The sequence below is a fragment of the Castellaniella defragrans genome (genome assembly GCF_014203015.1).
Taxonomy (GTDB): Bacteria; Pseudomonadota; Gammaproteobacteria; order Burkholderiales; family Burkholderiaceae_B; genus Castellaniella; species Castellaniella defragrans.
In genome coordinates, this window is record NZ_JACHIB010000001.1 from 76348 (window position 1) to 96008 (window position 19661).

A 19661-nucleotide genomic window follows, 5' to 3' on the forward strand; every position below is an offset into this window, starting at 1 on the left:
CAGCCGGGAAACGGGACGAGGGCGCCGGCCGGATTCCGGTGCCGGGCACGGGGCGGAATGACACATCATGGGTTCGGCTCCGAGGGGGAAAGAAGGGGTTCGGACGGGTTTCCCGCTCCAGGCACGCATTCCGGGCCGGACGCCACGCCGTCCAGCCGCTGGACCTCGAAGTCCGCATGCAGGGGTTCGAGCGGCGGCAGCGACCGGCCGGCCTTGGCCGACAGCTCGGCGAAGCGGCCGACCTTGCCATACAGGCCGCGCTGCCCCGTCACCGCCGTGACCGTGCTGTTGTAGTGCGTGGCCGCCGCCCCCAGGGCATGGCCGAGCTTCTGCAGGCGGTCGGCCACCACCTCCACCTGCCGGTACAGCCCGCCGGCCTGCTCGCTCAGCGCACGGGCCTGCTCGTTGCCGCGCGCCAGCATCCACAGGGTGGCCACCGTGCGCAGGATGGGCATCAGGGTGGTGTGCGACACCAGGACGACATTGCGGCGGTAGCCGTAGTCGAACAGCTCGCGGTCGTGCCGCATGGCTTCGATGTAGGCCGGCTCGATCGGCATGTACATCAGCACGAAGCCGGGGCTTTTCATGCCGATCAGGCCGCTGTAGTCCTTGCGGCCCAGGTCGTCGATGTGATGGCGCACGGCGCGCGCATGCGCGGCCAGCGCGGCCTCGCGCGCCTCGGGCGTGTCGGCCGCCACGGCGCGGTCGTAGTCCACCAGCGAGACCTTGCTGTCGATGATGAGGTGCTTGCCGTCGGGCAGGTGCACGACGAAATCCGGCTGGCGCCGATTGCCGGCCTCGTCGCGGAAGGGCGCCTGGGCCTGGTAGTGGTCGCCCGCGATCAGCCCCGCCAGCTGCAGGCTGCGTTCCAGCACGACTTCGCCCCAGTTGCCGGTGGTCTTCTTGTCGCCCTTCAGGGCCGTGGCCAGGGACTGGGCCTCGCCGCTCATCTTCAGGCCCACGTCCAGGACGCGGCGGATTTCCGCGTCCAGCCGGGCCTGGCCGCGCACCGAGGCGTCGTGGATTTCGTTGACGCGCCGCTGGAAGCCGTCGATCTGCTCGCGGAACGGCCGCAGCAGGCCGTCGAGCGTGTCCTGGCTGGATTGGGAAAAGCCGCGGCTCTTTTCCTCCAGCACCTGGCTGGCGAGCTGCTGGAATTCGGTCTTCAGGGCCGCCCGCGACTGCTCGAAGGCCTGGCGCAGGTCCGCCAGGGCGGCGAGCTTTTCCTGGTGGGCGGCCTGCAGCCGGGCCAGTTCCAGCCGGCCGTCCTGCGCCCGGGTGCGCCAGTCCTCCAGCGCGCCGGCCTGGCCGGCCAGGTCCCGTTCGAGCTGCCCGACCCGCTCCTGCAGCTGATCGGCGCGCTCGGCCTGGCGGGCGGCCTCCGCCGTGCGGGCCAGCAGGCGCCGCCGCGCGGGCCAGGCGCCGGCCGCCGCGCCGATCAGCAGGGCCAGCGCCAGCGCCGCCAGGATTTCCGGGGACAACGGGATCACGATGCCGTCCTATGCCGCATGAAGAAGACCCGACATCATCGCACAAGCCGGCACGCCTCTGGAATCGGGCCGGGCGAAAGGCGGACGCCGCGGTTCGGAAGGGGACGGGACGCGGGGCGCACGCCGCCGCGGCGGGACGGCCGCGGCCGGCACCGCGCCGGAGAGCGGCGGGGCATCAGGCCGAGCGCAGGATCTCGGCCTTGCTGGAGATCCCCTGGCGCAGCCCGCTGGGATCGGTATCGACGTAGTGGGGGATGCTGCTCTGGACATGCAGGTGCAGTCCCTGGATCAGGCGCAGGGCGCCTTCCGGCAGTTCGTGCGTCGCCTGGGAAACGGCGCCGATCATGTAGCTGATGTCGGTCTGGAGGGGCCGCAGCACGATGCCGTCGAGCTGCGCGCCGCGGATCGAGAACGGGTCGATCAGCGCCACGCCCAGCCCCAGCCGCACCAGCGACAGCGCCGTCTGCTGGCTGCCGACCTCGATGTGGCGCCGCGCCTCGCCCGCCGTGGCCTGCGCCAGGCTGCTGGTCAGGTGGTAGCGCATGCGGTAGCGGCTGAGCAGCGTGATGACGTCGGTGTTGCGGATTTCCTCGAGCTGGACCATGTCCCGGGACGCCAGCGGATGCGCGGCCGGCAGCGCCAGCAGGCAGGGCGCCTGGCCGCACCAGTGCGCGCGCAGGCCCTCGGCGTCGATGGGCAGGTTGATGAGCGCGAAGTCCGCCCGGCCCTCGGCCAGGGCGCCGGCGGGCGCCTCGTGGACGACTTCCTCGATGATGAGCTTCTGGCGGAAGACGGGGCTGAAGCGGTCCATCCGCGCCAGGGCCTCGGGCAGCAGGCTGCGCGCGAGATCGACCGACACCAGGATGCGCAAGGGGCGGACCTGGCCGTTGCGCATGCCCTGGACCCGCGATTCCAGCTGGTGCAGGTCGGCCAGGATGCCGCGCACTTCCTGGTAGAACTCGGCCCCCTGCTCGGTCAGGGTGATGGCGGGCCGGGTGCGCGTGAACAGCGTGAAGCCCAGTTCGGCTTCCAGATCGCTGACCTGGCGGCTGACGACGGGCTGCGAACGGCCCAGCATACGGCCCGCCGCCGTGACGCTGCCGCTGGTCACGATGGCGTTCAGAGCCTCGAGTTGGCGTATTTCCATGGCACCCGATGCGGGCCGTCCCTGCCCCCATCCAAAAAATTCACCGGGCGCGCCTTCGGCTCGCGTCCGCGAAGGGCGCGTTCCGCCTTGGGCGGCCTGGCGGCCAGAAACCGCCCGGATCAGCCGGTGACGGCCCAGGCGAAATATCTGGCAATGACTGTTATACCGAATATTACCTCCCGGTTCGTACGCCAAAGCAATGATCTAGCGTGGGAAAGGTCTCCTCCCGCACGGATTGGGCGTAATCCTGCGCCGCCTGCCGTATCACCTGCCCCGCATCGGCGAAACGCCGGGCGAATTTCGGAATCCGGTCCCCGCTCAGGCCGAGGATGTCCTCGGTCACCAGGATCTGGCCGTCGCACGCGGGCGAGGCGCCGATGCCGATGGTGGGAATCTGCAGCGCCGCCGTGATCTCGCGCCCCAGCGGCTCGCTGATGCCTTCCAGCACCACGCCGAAGGCCCCCGCCTGGGCATGCGCCCGGGCATCGTCCAGGATGCGGCGGGCGGCGGCCTCGCTCATGCCCTGGGCCTTGAAGCCGCCCATGGTGTGGACGTACTGGGGCATCAGCCCCACGTGGGCCAGCACCGGGATGCCGCGCTCGACCAGGAAGCGGGTGGTGTCGGCCAGGGCCTGCCCGCCTTCGAGCTTGACGCCCGCGGCGCCGCCGTTCGCCAGCAGGGTCGCGGCGTTGGCGAAGGCCTGGGCCGGGGACTGCTGGTAGCTGCCGAAGGGCATGTCGGCGATCACGCAGGCGTGATGGGTGGCCCGGACCACGGCGGCGGTGTGCGCGGCCATCGTCTCCACCGTGATCGACAGCGTGTCGGGCAGCGCGTAGCCGACCATGGCCGTGGAATCGCCCACCAGCAGCATGTCCACGGCCTCGTCCAGCAGGCGCGCGATGGGCGCGATGTAGGCGGTCAGCGCCGCGATCTTGCGCTCGCCCTTGAAAGAGACGAGCTGGGGCACGGTGACGCGCTGCGCCTGGCTATGTACACTCATTCGACTGACTCCAAAGATTCGTTCATCATCGGTTGGCCCTCATTGGCCAACCAGGCCTGCCGCAGCCAAGGGGCTGCCTTCACAGGAGACCTGCATGTCCACCAATCAACCGTATATCACGTTTCACGACGGCCGCCGCGCGCCCCAGCTGGGCATGGGCACCTGGAGACTGACCGGCGATGCCGTCGTCCCGGCGATCCATGCCGCCGTCGAAGCCGGCTACCGCTCCATCGATACCGCCGCCATCTACGGCAACGAGTCCGAAGTCGGCCGCGGCATCGCCGGCTGCGGCGTGCCGCGCGAGGATCTGTTCGTGGCCACCAAGGTCTGGAACGACCGCCATGGCCACGATAGTACCAAGGCGGCATTCCAGGAAAGCCTCGACCGCCTGGGGCTGGACTACGTCGATCTCTACCTGATCCACTGGCCGGTACCCAAGCAGAAGCGCTACGTGGAAACCTGGGAGGCCCTGATCCAGCTGCGCGACGAAGGCCGCGCGCGGTCCATCGGCGTCTGCAATTTCCAGCAGGAGCACCTGCAGCGGCTGCTGGACGCCACCGGCGTGCTGCCGGTGCTCAACCAGATCGAGCTGCACCCCCGCTTCCAGCAGGCCGAACTGCGCGCCTACCACGCCGACCACGACATCCGCACCGAGGCCTGGAGCCCGCTCGGCCAGGGCCAGGCGCTGCGCGACCCCGTGTTCCTGGAACTGGCCCATCGGCTGCAGGCCAGCCCGGCCCAGGTGATCCTGCGCTGGCACATCCAGATGGGCCACATGGTGATCCCGAAATCCTCCAGCCCCGAACGGCTGCAGGAAAACTTCAATCTCTGGAACCTGCACCTGGACGAGGCCGCGATGGAGCGGATCGCCACCCTGGACCGCGCCGACGGCCGCATCGGCCCCGATCCCGAAACGTTCCACCTGCTGAAGTGATTGCCACGGCAAGCCAAGCCCCGGCCGGGGCCGGCCTCGGCCGGCTCGCGCCGCCGGCGCGCTAGATGCCGTCGCGGCGCGCGCGCCATCCCAGGCGGATCGCCAGGGCCGGCGCGAACACGAACACGCCGTAGACCGCCCAGGCGGCCTGGCGCGCGCCCTGCCAGCCGCCCGGGTCGGTAAAGCCGGCGGCGTTGGCGGCCATGCCCGCCACGCTGGCGCCCAGCGCCATCGCGTACAGCTGCAGGGTCGTGATCGCCGCCGAGGCGATGCTCTGCTGGTCCGGCGGCGCGGCCCGGAACACGCCGGTCAGCAGATGCGGCCAGCACAGCCCGATGCCCATGCCCACTCCCAGCAGCAGCGCGGCCAGCAGCGCCGTCGGCGCAGCCGGATCGGGCATGAAGACGTACAGCCCCGCCAGGGACGCCGCCGAGAGGATCGGCCCCAGCACCAGCAGGCGGCCGACGCAGGCCGGGCCGCGCCCCGAGCTCGCCAGGGTGCCCGAGGTCCAGCCGGCCGACATCAGCGCCGACAGGTAGCCCGCGTGCAGCGGCGACTGCCCGTGCAGGACCTGGAGGAAATAGGGCACGAAGACTTCCGTCGTCACGCCCAGGCTCATCAGGCCGATCATGGCGTAGCGGCGGCCCAGGGGATGGCCCAGCACCCAGGCGCCCCCGGGCAGGAAGCGCTGGCGCGCCCGCCCGTCGATGCGCGCCAGCCAGAGGATCAGCAGCACGCCGCCCGCCACCCCGGCGAGCTGGGCGATCCAGGACGGCGACAGGCTGGCCGCCGACACCACCAGCACGGAGGCGACCAGCAGCCCCATACGCAGCAGCGGCGCCTCCAGCCGCGCGCCGCGGTCCCGGCCCGCGGGCCCGAGCTGCGTCACCAGCAGCGCGCCCAGCAGCCCGCACACCGGCAGCACCGCCCAGAAGGCCCAGCGCCAGTGTCCGGCCTCGGCGAACAGCCCGCCGATGGCCGGCCCCGCGAGGGTGGCCACGCCCCACATGCCGGAAATCAGCGCCATGGCCCGCGGCCACAGGTCCTGGTCGAAGACCAGGGGCACGGTGGCGTAGCTCAGGCTGAGCAGCATGCCGCCGCCCAGGCCCTGCCCCACCCGGCCGAGCAGCAGCCAGGGCATGCCGGGCGCCAGCCCGCAGACCACGGTCCCGCCCATGAACACGGCCAGGGCCAGCAGGAAGGAGCGCCGCAGGCCGTACCAGCGGATGCCCAGCGGAGCGCAGGAGGAGCCCATGATCGAGGCCGCCACGAACAGGGTGGTGTTCCAGGCGTACCAGGGCAGGCCGCCGATGTCCCGGACGACCGAGGGCAGGATGGTGGTGGCGATGAACACGTTGACCGCGTGCACCGCCACGCCGCCGGCCAGGGCGAGGGAGCGCAGGCCGTTGCGGCCTCGCAGCAGGGCGCCCCAGGAAGCGGAAGGGGATGGATTCATGCGTCGACCGGAAAAGCCGGCCCGATGGCGGAAAAGAGGGCGGAAAAATGCGGGCCGAAGCCCGCATTGTAGACAAGGCGGCCGGCAAGCCCGGCCGGCCCGGCGCCCTGGAACGCCATGGGAGGCGCCGGGCGCACCGGGACGCCCGAGACGCCCGGGACCCGCCGGGAGCCCCGGGCGGCATCGGGCCGCCGCCGCGCGGCCCGCGCGGTCCCGTCCCCGAGCGTTATTCCAGCAGCTGCCGCAGGGCGTACTGCAGGATGCCGCCGTGGCGGTAGTAGGCGGCCTCGGTCGGGGTGTCGATGCGCACCACGGCGTCGAATTCGACGTCGCCCGCCCGCACGTGCACGGTCTTGGGCGTGACGCCGCCGTTGAAGGCCTCCACCCCGGTGATCTCGAAGGTCTCCTTGCCGCGGATCCCCAGCGAGGCCGCGTTCTGGCCCGCGGGGAACTGCAGCGGCAGCACGCCCATGCCGATCAGGTTGGAGCGGTGGATGCGCTCGTAGGATTCGGCGATCACCGCGCGCACGCCCAGCAGCACCGTGCCCTTGGCCGCCCAGTCGCGCGAGGAGCCGGAGCCGTATTCCTTGCCGGCCAGGATCACCAGCGGCGTCCCCGCCGCCAGGTAGTTCTGCGAGGCCTCGAAGATCGTGCAGACGGGTGCGCCGTCGCGGGTGAAGTCGCGCGTCCAGCCGCCCTCGGTGCCCGGGGCGATCTGGTTGCGCAGGCGCACGTTGGCGAAGGTGCCGCGGATCATGACTTCGTGGTTGCCGCGCCGCGACCCCAGCGAATTGAAGTCCTGCGGCTCGACTCCGTGCGCGCGCAGGTACTGGCCGGCGGGCGTGTCCTTGCCGATGGAGCCGGCCGGGCTGATGTGGTCGGTGGTGACCGAATCGCCCAGCATCGCCAGCACCCGCGCGCCGCGGATGTCGGCCACCGGCTGCGGCTGGCGCGGCATGCCCTCGAAGTAGGGCGGATTGCGCACGTAGGTGGAGTCTTCCTCCCAATGGAACAGGCTGCCCTCGGGGGTGTCCAGGTCGCGCCAGAGCGCGCCGCCGTCGAACACGCCGGCATAGCCGCGCGTGTACATGTCGGACGAGATGCACGAACGGATCGCCTCCTGGACTTCCTCGGACGACGGCCAGATGTCGCGCAGGCGGACGTCCCGGCCTTCGGCGTCCTGGCCGAGCGGGTCGTTGAGCAGGTCGATGTCCATGGTGCCGGCCAGCGCGTAGGCCACCACCAGCGGGGGGGACATCAGGTAGTTGAGCTTGACCTCGGAGTGGATGCGGCCTTCAAAGTTGCGGTTGCCCGACAGCACCGAGACGACCGCCAGGTCGTTGGCGCGCACGGCCTCGGAAACTTCGGGGATCAGGGGGCCCGAATTGCCGATGCAGGTGGTGCAGCCGTAGCCGACCAGGTTGAAGCCCAGCTGGTCCAGGTAGGCCGTCAGGCCGGCCTTTTCGTAGTAGTCCGTGACCACGCGGGATCCCGGCGCGAGGCTGGTCTTGACCCAGGGCTTGCGGCGCAGCCCGCGCGCCACGGCCTTCTTCGCCAGCAGGCCGGCCGCCATCATGACGGCCGGGTTGCTGGTATTGGTACACGAGGTGATGGCCGCGATGACGACGGCGCCGTGGTCGAGCGGGAATTCGCCCGCGTCCGGCAGGCGCACGACGGCGGGGTTGGACTTCGGCGCGCCGGGCAGCGCGGCCAGGGACTTGGCGAGCGCGGGCTTGGCGTCGGTCAGCGCGATCCGGTCCTGCGGCCGCTTGGGGCCGGCGATGGAGGGCACCACGGTGCCCAGATCGAGTTCCAGGCGCTCGGAATACTGCGGCTCGTGCGCGGGATCGTGCCACAGGCCCTGGGCCTTGGCGTAGGCTTCGACCAGGGCGACCTGCTCGGCCGGACGGCCGGTGAAGCGCAGGTAGGCCAGGGTTTCCTCGTCGATCGGGAAGATGGAGATGGTGGAACCGTATTCCGGGCTCATGTTGCCGATGGTGGCGCGGTTGGCCAGCGGCACGGCGGCCACGCCCGGGCCGTAGAATTCGACGAACTTGCCCACCACGCCGTGCTTGCGCAGCATGTCGGTGATGGTCAGCACCAGGTCGGTGGCGGTGGTGCCTTCCGGCAGGGCGCCGGACAGCTTGAAGCCGACCACGCGCGGGATCAGCATCGAGATGGGCTGGCCCAGCATGGCGGCCTCGGCCTCGATCCCGCCGACCCCCCAGGCGACCACGCCCAGGCCGTTGACCATGGGCGTGTGCGAGTCCGTGCCCACACAGGTGTCGGGATAGGCTTCGGTCACGCCGTCGATCTCGCGCGTGAACACGCCGCGCGCGAGGTGTTCCAGGTTGACCTGGTGGACGATGCCGGTGTCCGGCGGCACGACGCGGAAATTGTCGAAGGCCGTCTGGCCCCAGCGCAGGAACTTGTAGCGCTCGACGTTGCGCCGGTATTCGATTTCCTGGTTGCGGCGGAAGGACTGGTTGTTGCCGAAGTCGTCGACGATCACCGAGTGGTCGATGACCAGCTCCACCGGCGCCAGGGGATTGATGCGGTCGGGCTGTCCGCCCAGGGCCCGCATGGCGTCGCGCATGGCGGCCAGGTCCACCAGGGCGGGCACGCCGGTGAAGTCCTGCAGCACGACCCGCGCCGGCGTGAAGGCGATCTCGCGGCTGGGCTCGGCGGCGGGATCCCAGCCGGCCAGGGCGCGGATCTCGTCGGGCCGCACGGCCACGCCGTCCTCGGTGCGCAGCAGGTTTTCCAGCAGGATCTTCAGGCCGTAGGGCAGGCGTCCGGGATCGAGCCCGTGGTCCTTCAGGGCATCCAGCCGCCAGATGCGGTAGGACTTGCCTCCCACATCCAGGGTTGCGCGCGCGCCGAAACTGTTGGGGTGTGCCATGGCATGTCCTCCTTGTCGGTTCCAGCCCGGACCCGCCGGACCGTCTCCGGGCGTAGGCCACAGGCCGCTCTTGATCCGGTTCATCTTACACCGCATCCCGCCCCCGTCCGCTACCCGGCCCTGCCGGCGGCGGTGACTTTGCGTCCGATCCCTTGCCGGCGGCCCCGCGACCAATCCTCGCAGCCAGTCCCGGCATCCGGCCCGCGCGCCCGGCGACCCGGCGGCCCGACGGCCCCGCGACCAACGACTCAACGACTCAACGACCCAACGACCGGATGCCGCCCAGGGTTAAGCCGGCTTTCCTTCCGGCACCGGTCTACACTGGTCCGATACACGTTTTTCCGGAGCCCTTTCCATGGCATTTCCCGCATTCTTCGCCCAGGCCCCCCGCATCGCGCTGCACGACCCGCTCGCCCAGCTGCTGGGCGCATCCGACGACGGCCTGATCGAATACGGCTACGAAGACGCCGTCCGCCTGGCCGGCCATTCCTGCCCCACCGTCGCCGGCGCCTGGCTGATGACGGTGCGCGCGCTGCGCGCCCTGTACCCCGGCTCGATCCCGCAGCGCGGCGACATCGACGTCACCTTCGCCGACGGCGCCACCAACGGCGTCACCGGCGTCATCGCCAACGTGGTCAGCCTGGTCACGGGCGCCACCGCGGACACGGGCTTCAAGGGCCTGGCCGGCCAGCACGACCGGCGCAACCTGCTGCATTTCCAGGGCGACGTCCCGGGCGAGATCGTCTTCACCCGCCGCGACACGGGCGACCGCGTGGCGGTGTCCTTCAGCGCCCAGGGCGTGCCGGGCTCGCCGGCCGCCATGCCGATGCTGCAGAAGATCCTGTCCGGCATCGCCACCGACACGGAAAAGCAGGATTTCGCGCACCTCTGGCAGGACCGCGTGCGCCGCATCCTGGAAGCCGTGGACCAGCCCGGCCTGATCTCGGTCAGCCCGCTGCCGCGCGCCGCCTGATGGCCGGAGGCGCACCGGCGGCGTGATCCGCGGCCGCTCATTCGGCCGGAGCACGGGACGGGAAGCCGGGGACGGTGCCGTTGCACGGCGAGGCGCACTGGCGGCATCCGGCCGGATACCGGGCCGGTCAGTGGCGCCGCTCGTGGGTGGTGTAATAGCGGCGCTTGTCCTCGTACAGCGCCCGGTCGGCTTCCCTCAAGGCCTGCTCCAGCGCGGCGGGATCGCGGCAGGTGATCTCGCCGGCCGAGACGCTGAGCGGGATGCCGCCGTAATACTGGTTGTTCAGCTCGATCAGGGAATGGATGTTGTCCCGTACCTTGCGGGTCGCCGCCTCGTCGCAGCCGGGCAGCAGCACCACGAACTCGTCGCCGCCGATGCGGGCGGCCTGGCCGGGACGGTCCACGGCCTTGTTCAGGACTTCGCCGAAGCGGCGCAGCAGGTCGTCGCCCACCGCATGGCCGCCCTCGTCGTTGGCCTGCTTGAGGTTGTTCAGGTCCAGGGCGATGAAGGACACCAGCGGCGCGCGCTTGCGCTGCAGGCGGCCCAGCTCGTCGACGAAGAACGAACGGTTCTTCAGCTGCGTCAGCACGTCGTGCTTGCCCAGATATTCCAGGTAGGCCTCGGCCTTCTTGCGGGCGGTGATGTCGGTCAGCGAGACCAGCACCAGGCTCCAGTCCTCCTCGTGCCCCTGGAACACCGACAGCTGCAGGTGGATGTACAGCACGTCGCCGGCCAGGGTGCAGTTCTGGACCTCTTTCTGGTGGAACAGCCGGCCGTGCCACAGCTCGACCAGCTGCTCGGCGAAGGAGAGGCGGGATTCCTCGCGGAAGATGTCGCCCACGCGCTCGATCAGCTGTTCCCGTGAATCGGCCTTGAACAGCTCCAGCGTGTAGTCGTTGACGTCGATGACGCGGATTTCCTGGAGGCAGCGGTCGATGAAGTCCGGATGCACGTCCAGGAAGGTGCGGAAGTCGCTGATGTCCTGCTCGCGCAGTTCGTCGAACAGGCGCTTGATGGCGCTGAAATCCTCGACCCAGAGCGACACGGGCGCCTGCTGGAAGAATTCGCGGGCGTCGCGCGCGCTCGCCTGGGCCTGGCGGCGGGCCTCCTGCAGCGGCGTGACGTCTTCCATGGCCACCAGGATCCGGTCCCAGGGCCGGCTCTCGTCGGCCAGCGCCACGGCCTTGAGCGAAAGATCCAGGCGCCGGCCGTCCAGCGTGTAGTTCACCGTCTGGCTGTGGAAGCCGCCCTGGCCGCGCCAGAGCTGGTCGAGCTCGCCGGCCAGGCCCTCGAAGGTGTCGTCGCGCAGGACGTCCCCCAGCCGGTCCATCAGCTCGGTCTGGCTGGCGGCGCCGAACAGGGTCAGCGCCTGGCGGTTGACGCGCCGGATGCGGATCAGGCCGGCGCAGTGCCGCAGCCGATCGGGATCCAGGAGCAGCCAGGACCGCAGGTCCGTGACGCCTTCGGCGCGCCAGCGCTCGAACTGCGCATGCAGGGCGCTGTAGTCCTCGAGCCACAAGGCCATGGGCGTGGCCTCGAAGAAGTCCGGCATGCCGGCATCCGGGAACCGCCCTCCGGCCGGCGCCGATCGCTCTTCGTTCATCCTGGTTCCGCTCACACAGGGAAAGCTGGCATTCTAAATGAAAACCCTGTGGAAACCCCGCGGCGACGGCTGGAAAGCCCCGCGCCGTGCGGCTGGACCTCCGCGCGAGGCTCCGCCCGCCGCCCCCTAGAGAAAACACCAATGGACAGCGGCCCGAATAAAGACATGAAGATGGGCAATATGAAGGGGCCGCGATCCGGAATCCAGGCCCGCGGTTCACAATAAGCCCGTCGACCTCATGCACGACCGACCGTCCCGGCGCCGCCGGAGGCGGCGCCACCGGACCGGCCCGCCGCCTTGGCGCGCGCCGCATCCGGTCCACGACGAACGACGAGGATGGAGACCGCCTTGAACACACCCGCCCGCACCGCGCCGCCGCGCCCCGAAGACGAAACCCTGGGGCTGACGGCCAACCTCATGTATGGGTTCCAGCACGTGCTGACCATGTACGGCGGCATCATCGCCGTGCCGCTGATCGTCGGCCAGGCGGCCGGCCTGGGCGGCGCGGAAATCGGCGTGCTGATCGCTTCCTGCCTGTTCATGGGCGGCCTGGCCACGCTGCTGCAGACGCTGGGCATCCCGTTCTTCGGCTGCCAGCTGCCGCTGGTCCAGGGCGTGTCCTTCGCCAGCGTGGCCACCATCGTCGCCATCCTGACGGCCGGCGGCGGCCTGCCCTCGGTCTTCGGCGCCGTCATGGCGGCGGCCTTGCTCGGCCTGCTGATCACGCCGGTCTTCTCCCGCATCATCCGCTTCTTCCCGCCGCTGGTGACGGGCTCGGTCATCACCACCATCGGCCTGTCGCTGATGCCGGTGGCGGCGCACTGGTCCATGGGCGGCAATCCCCGCGCAGCCGACTTCGGCAGCACGGCCAACATCGGCCTGGCCGCCGTCACCCTGCTCATCGTGCTGCTGCTCAGCAAGCTGGGCAACGCGGCGATCTCGCGCCTGTCGATCCTGCTGGCCATGGCGCTGGGCACGGTCATCGCCTGGGGCGCCGGCATGACCAACTTCTCCCGGGCGACCGACGGCCCGGCCTTCGCCCTGCCGACCCTGTTCCATTTCGGCTGGCCCGAATTCCACCCCGCCGCGATCGTGTCCATGTTCATCGTCATCCTGGTGGTGCTGGTGGAGACCTCGGCCGACATCCTGGCGGTGGGCGACATCATCGACACCCGGATCGATTCGCACCGCCTGGGCGACGGGCTGCGCGCCGACATGATCTCCAGCGTGATGGCGCCGGTCTTCGGCTCCTTCACGCAAAGCGCCTTCGCCCAGAACGTGGGCCTGGTCGCCGTCACCGGCGTCAAAAGCCGCTACGTGGTCGCCACCAGCGGCCTCATCCTGCTGGCCCTGGGCCTGCTGCCGGTGATCGGCCGCTTCATCGCCGCCGTGCCCACGGCGGTGCTGGGCGGCGCCGGCCTGGTGCTGTTCGGCACCGTGGCGGCCAGCGGCATCCGCACCCTGGCCCGGGTGAACTACGAAAACAACATGAACCTGATCATCGTGGCGACTTCCGTGGGCTTCGGCATGATCCCCATCGCGGCGCCCGAGTTCTACGCCCATTTCCCCGCCTGGGTCGCCACGATCTTCCACTCGGGCATCAGCTCGGCCGCGATCATGGCCATCACCCTGAACCTGCTGTTCAACCACCTGACCGTCGGCAACTCCGACCGCCAGTCCGTGTTCGTCGCCGGCACCGGCCACGTCTCCGGGGATCATTGAGCGCGGCGTGGGGGGCTCCTTTTGCCGCCATGCCGGGCCGATGCTATGCTGCCCTCCCCGACACGCCGCCCGTCCCCCCTGCATGGAAGCCCTGAACGACACCCTGTTTCTGTGGATCAACGCCAGCCATCCCTCGGCCGCCGCCCTGCTGCTGGGCGGGTTCCTCGCCAAAGGCCTGATCTACCTGTTCCCCCTGTACCTGGCGCTGAGCTGGCTGCGGACGGACGCTGCCGGACGCGACGCCCTGCTGCAGGCGGTCGTGAGCGCGTCCATCGCCATGCTGCTGTCCTGGGCGATCTCCAAGGCCTGGTTCCACCCGCGCCCCTTCGTCATCGGCCTGGGCCACCAGTACCTGGACCACAAGCCGAACGCCTCGTTTCCCAGCAACCACCTGAGCTTCGCCTGGGCGGTCTGCGCCGGCCTGGCGCTGCATCCGGCGCGGCGCAAGGCCGCCTTGATCCTGGCCCTGGCCGCGCTGCCGATCGCCTGGGCGCGCATCTACATGGGCATCCATTTCCCGCTGGACATGGCCGGCGGCCTGGTGACGGGCGTGGCGGCCGCGGCCATCGGGCTGCCGCTGCGGCACACGCTGATCCCCGCCCTGCGGCGCCGCATCGAGCCGGCCTACCGCTTCGTCTTCGCCTGGCCGATCCGCCGCGGCTGGGCGCGCGCCTGAGCCGCGCCGCCCCGCACGGACGCAGGCACGCTGTCCGGCGAGCATGGACACGGTCCGCCTGCACGGCCCCGCCGCGCAATCCCGTCCGTTCATCTTCGGTTCATGCGGCGCGGGCGATCATGGCGCCTCCGCCAACCGCCCTTCCGGAATCCGCTCCATGTCCGCACCCGCCCGCTACAGCCGCTCCGCCATCGCCCTGCACTGGATCACCCTGCTCCTGATCGTGGTGGTCTACGCCGCGATGGAATTCAAGGGCCTGTTTCCCAAGGACAGCCCGGAACGCGCCGTCATGCGGATGCTGCACTCGTCCTGCGGCATGACGATCCTGGCGCTGACGGTGGCGCGCCTGGCCGTGCGGCTGTTCAGCCGCCCGCCCGCCATCGTTCCGCCGCCCGCGCAATGGGAGCGGATCTCAGCCGGCATCATGCACGCGGCGCTGTACGCCCTGCTGATCGCCCTGCCCCTGCTGGCCTGGTTCGCCATCAGCGCCATGGGCGGCACGCCGCACGTCTGGGGCATCCCCCTGCCCTCCCTGACGGCGGAGGACAAGGCCCTGGGCAAGGCCGTGATCGGCGTCCACAAGCTGATCGCCAACGTCGGCTACGCGCTGATCGGCCTGCATGCCCTGGCCGCGCTGAAGCACCATTACCTGAGCCGCGACGACACCCTGCGCCGCATGCTGCCGTTCCGCGCCTGAAGCCGCGCCCGGAGGGCGGGCGCGGCGCCGCCCGCAGACCCGCGCCTGCGGAGCCTTCCGGCATCCCGGCGCGCGCCCCATGCCGCCCGCCGATGCCGCGCGCCCGGACTCAGAGGTCCCGGCGCGCGAGCGCCATGGCCTCGCGCAGGATCGACAGATCGCCGATGTGGTTGGCCAGCAGCAGGATCAGGCGCGCGTTGACCTGCACGCTCTGCTCGTCGCTGAGGTCCCGGTGCAGCTCGATCAGTTCGGCGTAGAAGTCGTCGCCCGGCGTGTAGGCGCGCACGTAGTGCTTGCCGGGCTCGCCCAGGTTCAGGTTCAGATTGAGCCCCATGCCGGTCAGCCCTGCTGGCAGGTCGCCTGGTCGAGGGCCTGGCGGACCTGGGCCACGTCGAGCCGGCGCCAGCGGGCCGCGATGTGCTGATCGGGCCGGATCAGCCAGGCCGAGCCGGGCTGCGCGTCGTAGCGCTCGGCGAAGCGGCCGGTGTAGTCCTCCATGACCTTGAAGCCGTGCGGCGAACGTCCGCCGGCCGGGGTGACCAGGATGACGTCCACGGGCATCGGCCCGGCGATGAGGCCCTGCAGGGCATCCGCCTCGGTCACGTCGGCCGGGTTCTGGAGGTAGACCAGCAGCTTGAAGTCGTTGCCCAGGCGGCTGAGCAGCCAGAAATGGGCGACCTGCGCCCGCATGGGGCAGTCGTCGCAGGGGGCGCCGGGGATCATGTCACTGGAGAACGGCGCGGTATCGGGTGTATTCAAAGCGGACTCCTCTAGCAGGGTGGGAACGGACAGGCGCCCGGAGTTCACCAGCGCCCGGGCAAAGGGATAGTGCCGCGCCAGGCCCAGCACCGCATTGCGGAATGCCAGCGCCGTCCTGGTGCGGGGGGAAATGAAGTCCATCGAGCGCGACGAATGCTGCAGGTTCTCGTCGGCGGCGACGATGCGCTCGTCGGAATAGGAATCGAGCAGGCGTTCCGGCGCCAGCCCCTGCAGCACGAAGCGCAGTTTCCAGCCCAGGTTGTCGGCGTCCTGGATGCCGGAATTGCTGCCGCGCGCGCCGAAGGGCGAGACCTGGTGCGCCGCATCGCCGGCGAACAGCACCCGCCCGTGGCGGAACTTCGCCATGCGCCGGCACTGGAAGGTATAGACCCCCACCCAGTCGAGCTCGAAGTCGTGCTCTTCGCCCAGCATGGCCCGGATGCGCGGAATCACGTTCTCGGGGCGTTTTTCGACTTCCGGGTCCACGTCCCAGCCCAGCTGGAAATCGATGCGCCAGACGTTGTCGGCCTGATGATGCAGCAGCACCGACTGCCCCGGATGGAAGGGCGGGTCGAACCAGAACCAGCGCTCGGCGGGGAAATCGGCCTTCATGAGGACGTCGGCCACGAGGAACCGGTCCATGAAGTACTTGCCTTCGGCCTCCAGGCCCAGCATGCGGCGCACGGCGCTGCGCGCGCCGTCGGCCGCGATCAGCCAGCCGGCCTCGACGGCATAGGCGCCATCGGGGGTTTCGACCTGCAGGGAGACGCCCCGCTCGTGGGGCCGCGCCGCCGTCACCTTGTTGCAGAAGCGCAGTTCGAGCGCGGGCAGGGCGCGGGCGCGCTGCAGCAGGAAATCTTCCAGGTAGTACTGCTGCAGGTTGATCATGCCGGGGCGCTGGTGATCGGGCTGCGGCAGCAGGTTGAAGCTGTAGATTTCCTCGTCGCGGAAGAAGGTGCGGCCCACGTTCCAGCCGACCCCTTTCTCGACGCAGGCGTCGCCCACCCCGAGGCGGTCGAGGATTTCGAGGGTGCGCTTGGCGTGGCAGACCCCGCAGGAGCCGACCGCCACGGTCCTGTCCTCGTCGAGCAGCAGCACGGCCTGGCCCTGCTGGGCCAGGTCGATGGCGACGGCCAGGCCCACCGGCCCCGCCCCCACGACCACCACCGGGTGGTGGCCGGGCTGGCCGGAGCGCAGCTCCGGCGGCGGCCGATAGGGCTGGTTCTGGTGCTGGTAGGTATGGTTCATGGGTTCATGACGATGGGAAGAAATTGCGGCGGCGCGCTACATGCCCAGATAGGCCGCCCGCACCTGCTCGTTGCTGATCATTTCCTGGCCCGTTCCCGAGAGCACGATGTGGCCGGTTTCCAGGACGTAGGCCCGGTCGGCGATGCCCAGGGCGGCAAAGGCGTTCTGCTCCACCAGCAGGATCGTGATGCCCTGCGCCTTCAGGGTGCGGATGACGTTGAAGACTTCCTCGACCAGCAGCGGCGCCAGGCCCATGGAGGGCTCGTCGAGCAGCAGCAGGCGCGGATGCCCCATGAGCGCCCGGCTGATGGCCAGCATCTGCTGCTGCCCGCCCGACAGGGTGCCCGCCGGCAGGTGGCGCTTTTCGTGCAGCACCGGGAACATCGTGTAGACCCGTTCGAGGTCGGCCGCGACGCCGGCCGGGGGGCGCAGGTAGGCCCCCAGGCGCAGATTGTCCTCGATGCTGAGAGGCCCGAAGACCTGGCGCCCTTCGGGACTGTGGCAGATGCCGGCGCGCACGCGCCGGTCGGCGCGCTGGCGGGAGATGTCCTGGCCGGCGAAGCGGATCCGCCCCGCGCTGATCGGCTGGATGCCCGAGAGCGCCCGCAGGAAGGTCGTCTTGCCCGCGCCGTTGGCGCCCACCAGGGCCACCAGCTCGCCCTTGTGGACTTCCAGGCTGATGCCCTTCAACGCCTGGATGCGGCCGTAACAGGATTCGAGGTCCTGCACCTGCAGCAGCGGCTCGCGGCCGCGCGACAGGTGCTGGAAGCCGCCGGCCTGGCGGCCGCCCAGGCCGATGGCCTCGGGCGCCAGGGCGACGATGCGGTGGTAGAGCTCGCGGTATTCGGCGCGCGCCTGCTCGCCGAAGAGCGGGTCGCGGTGGTCGGAGAACGCCGCCGTGATGCCTTCCCAGTCCTCGTCCAGCAGGATCTCGCGCGCCAGGGGGAAGGCGTCCTTTTCCTCGGTGCGGATGTGCTGCTTGAGCTGGCGGGCGTATTCGCGCAGGCCGGCGATGAAGGCGGGCTGGGCGGCCAGGCTGCCCTGCCCCAGGAAGCCGCGCAGCGCGGCCAGGCTCTGCGGGCCGTCGCGGTGCTCTTTTTCCAGCGGATCGAGCACCGCGGCCACGGCCTCGGGCGCGCGCCGGTGCATGGCGCTGAACAGGTACTGCTCTTCCTTGGCGTGATGGCAGCCGTCCATGAATTCCTGGATGTAGTCGAACAAGGCCGTGAAAAAGCCTTCTTCGACCGGCTGGCCCGCCTCCAGCTCGTTGGCCACCCAGTCCATGGTGGTGGCGATGCGCCAGAGGTTGCGGTGTTCTTCCTGGATGATGTCGAGTGCGTGCATGGTTTCCCCGCTCAGGCGTGGCCGCCCAGATAGGCCGCGATGACGTCCGGATTGCGGCGGACTTCCGGCCCCGTGCCTTCGGCCAGGCGCTTGCCGTAGTCCAGCACGAGGATGCGGTCCGACAGGTTCATGACCATTTTCATGTCGTGCTCGACCAGCACGATCGTGACCCCCGTGGCGGCCACGCGGCGCACCAGCGCGTCGACTTCCTGGGTTTCCTTGGGATTGAGGCCCGCCGCCGGCTCGTCGAGGAACAGCAGGCGCGGCTTCATGGCCAGCGCACGGGCGATTTCCAGGCGCTTGAGGGCGCCGTAGGGCATGCTGTCGGCGCGCGCATGGACGTAGGATTCCAGCCCGACGAAGGCCATGAGTTCGGCCGCCTCCTCGCGCAGCGCCAGATCGCGGCGGCGCAGCGAAGGCAGGCGCAGCAGGGCCTTGAAGACGCTGCTGTCCAGGTGCAGGTGGGCCCCGACCATGACGTTTTCCAGCGCGCTCATGTTCATCCAGACCTGCAGGTTCTGGAAGGTGCGGGCCACGCCCAGGGCGGCCAGTTCACAGGGGTTGTGGCCCTGGATGTCCTTGCCGTCGAGCCGGATGCTGCCGGCGGTGGGCCGGTAGATGCCGGTGATCAGGTTGAACAGCGTGGTCTTGCCGGCGCCGTTGGGGCCGATGACCGAATACACGACGCCCTCGTCCACCGAGAAGCTGACGTCCTGGACGGCGCGCACGTTGCCGAACCGGATGGAAAGGTCTTTGACTTCGAGCAGTGCCATGGCTCAGTTCTCCAGGCGCAGGCGGGCCGCCAGGGTGGGCACCAGGCCCCGCGGCAGGAAGATCATGCACAGCATCAGGATGGCGCCGAAGACGACGATTTCCCAGCCCTCGAAGGTGGCCAGCGCCTGGGGCAGCGCCGTCAGCAGCACGGCCCCCAGCACCGACCCGAACACCGAGGCCATGCCGCCCACCACCACCATGGTGACGAGTTCGATCGAGTGGAAGAAATTGGCCACGTCGGGCGTCACGAAGCCGACGTAATGGGCCAGGATGCTGCCCATGATGCTGGCCACCACGGCCGACAGCACGAAGATGGTCGTCTTGAAGCGGGGCACGTCGATGCCCACCACCTGCGAGGCGATCTCCGAGCCGTGCAGGCCGCGCAGGGCGCGCCCGAAGGGGGAATCGATCAGGTTCAGGGCGCCCCAGACGCCGAGCAGCAGCACGGCGGCCACGACCCAGTACCACTGGCGGTCGCTCATGAGCTCGAAGCCGAACAGCCCCATGGAGGGCACCGGCATGCCGTCGGGGCCGCCCGTCCAGGCGGCCTCGTTGCGGATGACGATGTTGATGATGATGCCCAGCCCCAGCGTGGCCATGGCCAGGTAGTGGCCCTTGAGGCGCAGGATGGGGCGCGCCACCAGCAGGGCCAGCACGCCGGCGGCCAGCGCCCCGGCCGCCAGGGCCGGCAGGGGATGCCAGCCGAAGTGGGTGGGCAGCACGGCCGAGGCGTAGGCGCCGATGCCCACGAAGCCCGCATGGCCCAGGCTGATCTGGCCGGCATAGCCGACCAGCAGGTTCAGGCTGAGCACGATGACGGCATTGATCGCCATGCGGATGACGATGTCCAGGTAGTAGCTGTTGGGCACGAGGAAGGGCGTGACCGCCAGCACCGCGGCCAGCACGATCAGGCCCAGGAGGGAGCGACGACTCATG

17 protein-coding genes and 1 pseudogene are annotated in these 19661 nt (G+C 70.1%); 5 read left to right on the forward strand and 13 right to left on the reverse strand.

Translation table 11 applies throughout. The features are described 5' to 3' along the window. Nucleotides 1-65: 65 nt before the first annotated feature. The 3 genes from rmuC to panB all read right to left on the reverse strand — a co-directional run bounded on the left by rmuC (nucleotide 66) and on the right by panB (nucleotide 3637). The gene (gene rmuC, locus HNR28_RS00350; protein ID WP_249043888.1) at nucleotides 66-1490 is read right to left on the reverse strand and encodes a DNA recombination protein RmuC; all 1425 of its coding nucleotides are present in this window, start codon (nucleotides 1488-1490) and stop codon (nucleotides 66-68) included. A gap of 175 nt (nucleotides 1491-1665) precedes the next feature. After that, complete coding sequence (locus HNR28_RS00355) at nucleotides 1666-2637, reverse strand: LysR family transcriptional regulator (protein ID WP_052355545.1); 972 nt, start codon at nucleotides 2635-2637, stop codon at nucleotides 1666-1668. A 172-nt stretch (nucleotides 2638-2809) separates the two neighbouring features. Then, a complete protein-coding gene (gene panB / locus HNR28_RS00360) occupies nucleotides 2810-3637 on the reverse strand; it encodes a 3-methyl-2-oxobutanoate hydroxymethyltransferase (protein WP_043679797.1) in 828 nt (275 codons plus the stop codon). Nucleotides 3638-3731: 94 nt separating this feature from the next. On the opposite strand from panB, the gene HNR28_RS00365 reads away from it, so the two are divergent. Beyond that, complete coding sequence (locus tag HNR28_RS00365) at nucleotides 3732-4571, forward strand: aldo/keto reductase (RefSeq protein ID WP_043679794.1); 840 nt, start codon at nucleotides 3732-3734, stop codon at nucleotides 4569-4571. Between the two features lie 61 nt (nucleotides 4572-4632). On the opposite strand, the gene HNR28_RS00370 is transcribed toward HNR28_RS00365, so the two are convergent. The 3 genes from HNR28_RS00370 to acnA all read right to left on the reverse strand — a co-directional run bounded on the left by HNR28_RS00370 (nucleotide 4633) and on the right by acnA (nucleotide 8929). Next, nucleotides 4633-6027: an MFS transporter gene (locus HNR28_RS00370; protein ID WP_043679791.1), complete on the reverse strand. Its 1395-nt coding sequence runs from the start codon at nucleotides 6025-6027 to the stop codon at nucleotides 4633-4635. Further along, nucleotides 6024-6146: a hypothetical protein gene (locus tag HNR28_RS18630; protein ID WP_276808529.1), complete on the reverse strand. Its 123-nt coding sequence runs from the start codon at nucleotides 6144-6146 to the stop codon at nucleotides 6024-6026. The genes HNR28_RS00370 and HNR28_RS18630 overlap by 4 nt, the downstream gene beginning before the upstream one ends. Before the next feature lie 107 nt (nucleotides 6147-6253). Further along, the gene (gene acnA / locus HNR28_RS00375) at nucleotides 6254-8929 is read right to left on the reverse strand and encodes an aconitate hydratase AcnA (RefSeq protein ID WP_043679788.1); all 2676 of its coding nucleotides are present in this window, start codon (nucleotides 8927-8929) and stop codon (nucleotides 6254-6256) included. A gap of 355 nt (nucleotides 8930-9284) precedes the next feature. On the opposite strand from acnA, the gene HNR28_RS00380 reads away from it, so the two are divergent. Further along, nucleotides 9285-9902, forward strand: a complete 618-nt coding sequence (locus HNR28_RS00380; RefSeq protein WP_043679785.1) for an FmdE family protein — start codon at nucleotides 9285-9287, stop codon at nucleotides 9900-9902. 127 nt (nucleotides 9903-10029) lie between these two features. Here HNR28_RS00380 and HNR28_RS00385 read toward each other — a convergent pair whose 3' ends face one another. After that, entirely contained in the window at nucleotides 10030-11505 is a 1476-nt protein-coding gene (locus tag HNR28_RS00385) for a sensor domain-containing diguanylate cyclase (protein WP_173424573.1), read from the reverse strand. Between the two features lie 348 nt (nucleotides 11506-11853). Between HNR28_RS00385 and HNR28_RS00390 the strand changes: the two genes are divergently transcribed. The 3 genes from HNR28_RS00390 to HNR28_RS00400 all read left to right on the forward strand — a co-directional run bounded on the left by HNR28_RS00390 (nucleotide 11854) and on the right by HNR28_RS00400 (nucleotide 14600). Further along, the gene (locus HNR28_RS00390) at nucleotides 11854-13227 is read left to right on the forward strand and encodes a nucleobase:cation symporter-2 family protein (RefSeq protein WP_244978140.1); all 1374 of its coding nucleotides are present in this window, start codon (nucleotides 11854-11856) and stop codon (nucleotides 13225-13227) included. An 82-nt stretch (nucleotides 13228-13309) separates the two neighbouring features. Next, the gene (locus HNR28_RS00395; RefSeq protein ID WP_170288447.1) at nucleotides 13310-13903 is read left to right on the forward strand and encodes a phosphatase PAP2 family protein; all 594 of its coding nucleotides are present in this window, start codon (nucleotides 13310-13312) and stop codon (nucleotides 13901-13903) included. A gap of 157 nt (nucleotides 13904-14060) precedes the next feature. Next, complete coding sequence (locus HNR28_RS00400) at nucleotides 14061-14600, forward strand: cytochrome b (RefSeq protein ID WP_151024432.1); 540 nt, start codon at nucleotides 14061-14063, stop codon at nucleotides 14598-14600. Between the two features lie 109 nt (nucleotides 14601-14709). Here the strand turns inward: HNR28_RS00400 and HNR28_RS00405 are convergent, their stop codons facing one another. The 6 genes and pseudogenes from HNR28_RS00405 to HNR28_RS00425 all read right to left on the reverse strand — a co-directional run bounded on the left by HNR28_RS00405 (nucleotide 14710) and on the right by HNR28_RS00425 (nucleotide 19660). After that, nucleotides 14710-14934, reverse strand: coding sequence for a DUF2783 domain-containing protein (locus HNR28_RS00405; RefSeq protein WP_151024433.1), 225 nt, complete (start codon nucleotides 14932-14934; stop codon nucleotides 14710-14712). Nucleotides 14935-14939: 5 nt separating this feature from the next. Further along, nucleotides 14940-16607 (reverse strand): FAD-dependent oxidoreductase, encoded by a 1668-nt coding sequence (locus tag HNR28_RS00410; protein WP_043679772.1) that lies wholly within the window; start codon nucleotides 16605-16607, stop codon nucleotides 14940-14942. Nucleotides 16608-16643: 36 nt separating this feature from the next. After that, entirely contained in the window at nucleotides 16644-17345 is a 702-nt protein-coding gene (locus tag HNR28_RS18180; protein ID WP_242404293.1) for an ABC transporter ATP-binding protein, read from the reverse strand. Between the two features lie 210 nt (nucleotides 17346-17555). Then, a pseudogene (locus HNR28_RS18185) lies at nucleotides 17556-17951 on the reverse strand (hemerythrin domain-containing protein); the annotation flags it as partial. Nucleotides 17952-17962: 11 nt separating this feature from the next. Further along, nucleotides 17963-18724 carry an ABC transporter ATP-binding protein gene (locus HNR28_RS00420; RefSeq protein ID WP_043679769.1) on the reverse strand — a complete coding sequence of 254 codons (762 nt, stop codon included), beginning with the start codon at nucleotides 18722-18724 and terminating at the stop codon, nucleotides 17963-17965. A 3-nt stretch (nucleotides 18725-18727) separates the two neighbouring features. Next, a complete protein-coding gene (locus tag HNR28_RS00425) occupies nucleotides 18728-19660 on the reverse strand; it encodes a branched-chain amino acid ABC transporter permease (protein WP_151024434.1) in 933 nt (310 codons plus the stop codon). Nucleotide 19661: the final 1 nt, after the last annotated feature.

Excerpts from the sequence above, each read along its gene's own strand:
- HNR28_RS00370 (WP_043679791.1), bottom strand. The coding sequence starts at position 6,027 with ATGAATCCATCCCCTTCCGCTTCCTGGGGCGCCCTGCTGCGAGGCCGC.
- HNR28_RS00405 (WP_151024433.1), bottom strand. The coding sequence starts at position 14,934 with ATGGGGCTCAATCTGAACCTGAACCTGGGCGAGCCCGGCAAGCACTAC.
- HNR28_RS00365 (WP_043679794.1), top strand. The coding sequence starts at position 3,732 with ATGTCCACCAATCAACCGTATATCACGTTTCACGACGGCCGCCGCGCG.
- HNR28_RS00385 (WP_173424573.1), bottom strand. The coding sequence starts at position 11,505 with ATGAACGAAGAGCGATCGGCGCCGGCCGGAGGGCGGTTCCCGGATGCC.
- HNR28_RS00420 (WP_043679769.1), bottom strand. The coding sequence starts at position 18,724 with ATGGCACTGCTCGAAGTCAAAGACCTTTCCATCCGGTTCGGCAACGTG.
- HNR28_RS18630 (WP_276808529.1), bottom strand. The coding sequence starts at position 6,146 with ATGGCGTTCCAGGGCGCCGGGCCGGCCGGGCTTGCCGGCCGCCTTGTC.
- panB (WP_043679797.1), bottom strand. The coding sequence starts at position 3,637 with ATGAGTGTACATAGCCAGGCGCAGCGCGTCACCGTGCCCCAGCTCGTC.
- HNR28_RS00355 (WP_052355545.1), bottom strand. The coding sequence starts at position 2,637 with ATGGAAATACGCCAACTCGAGGCTCTGAACGCCATCGTGACCAGCGGC.
- HNR28_RS00410 (WP_043679772.1), bottom strand. The coding sequence starts at position 16,607 with ATGAACCATACCTACCAGCACCAGAACCAGCCCTATCGGCCGCCGCCG.
- HNR28_RS00425 (WP_151024434.1), bottom strand. The coding sequence starts at position 19,660 with ATGAGTCGTCGCTCCCTCCTGGGCCTGATCGTGCTGGCCGCGGTGCTG.
- HNR28_RS00380 (WP_043679785.1), top strand. The coding sequence starts at position 9,285 with ATGGCATTTCCCGCATTCTTCGCCCAGGCCCCCCGCATCGCGCTGCAC.
- HNR28_RS00400 (WP_151024432.1), top strand. The coding sequence starts at position 14,061 with ATGTCCGCACCCGCCCGCTACAGCCGCTCCGCCATCGCCCTGCACTGG.
- acnA (WP_043679788.1), bottom strand. The coding sequence starts at position 8,929 with ATGGCACACCCCAACAGTTTCGGCGCGCGCGCAACCCTGGATGTGGGA.
- HNR28_RS00395 (WP_170288447.1), top strand. The coding sequence starts at position 13,310 with ATGGAAGCCCTGAACGACACCCTGTTTCTGTGGATCAACGCCAGCCAT.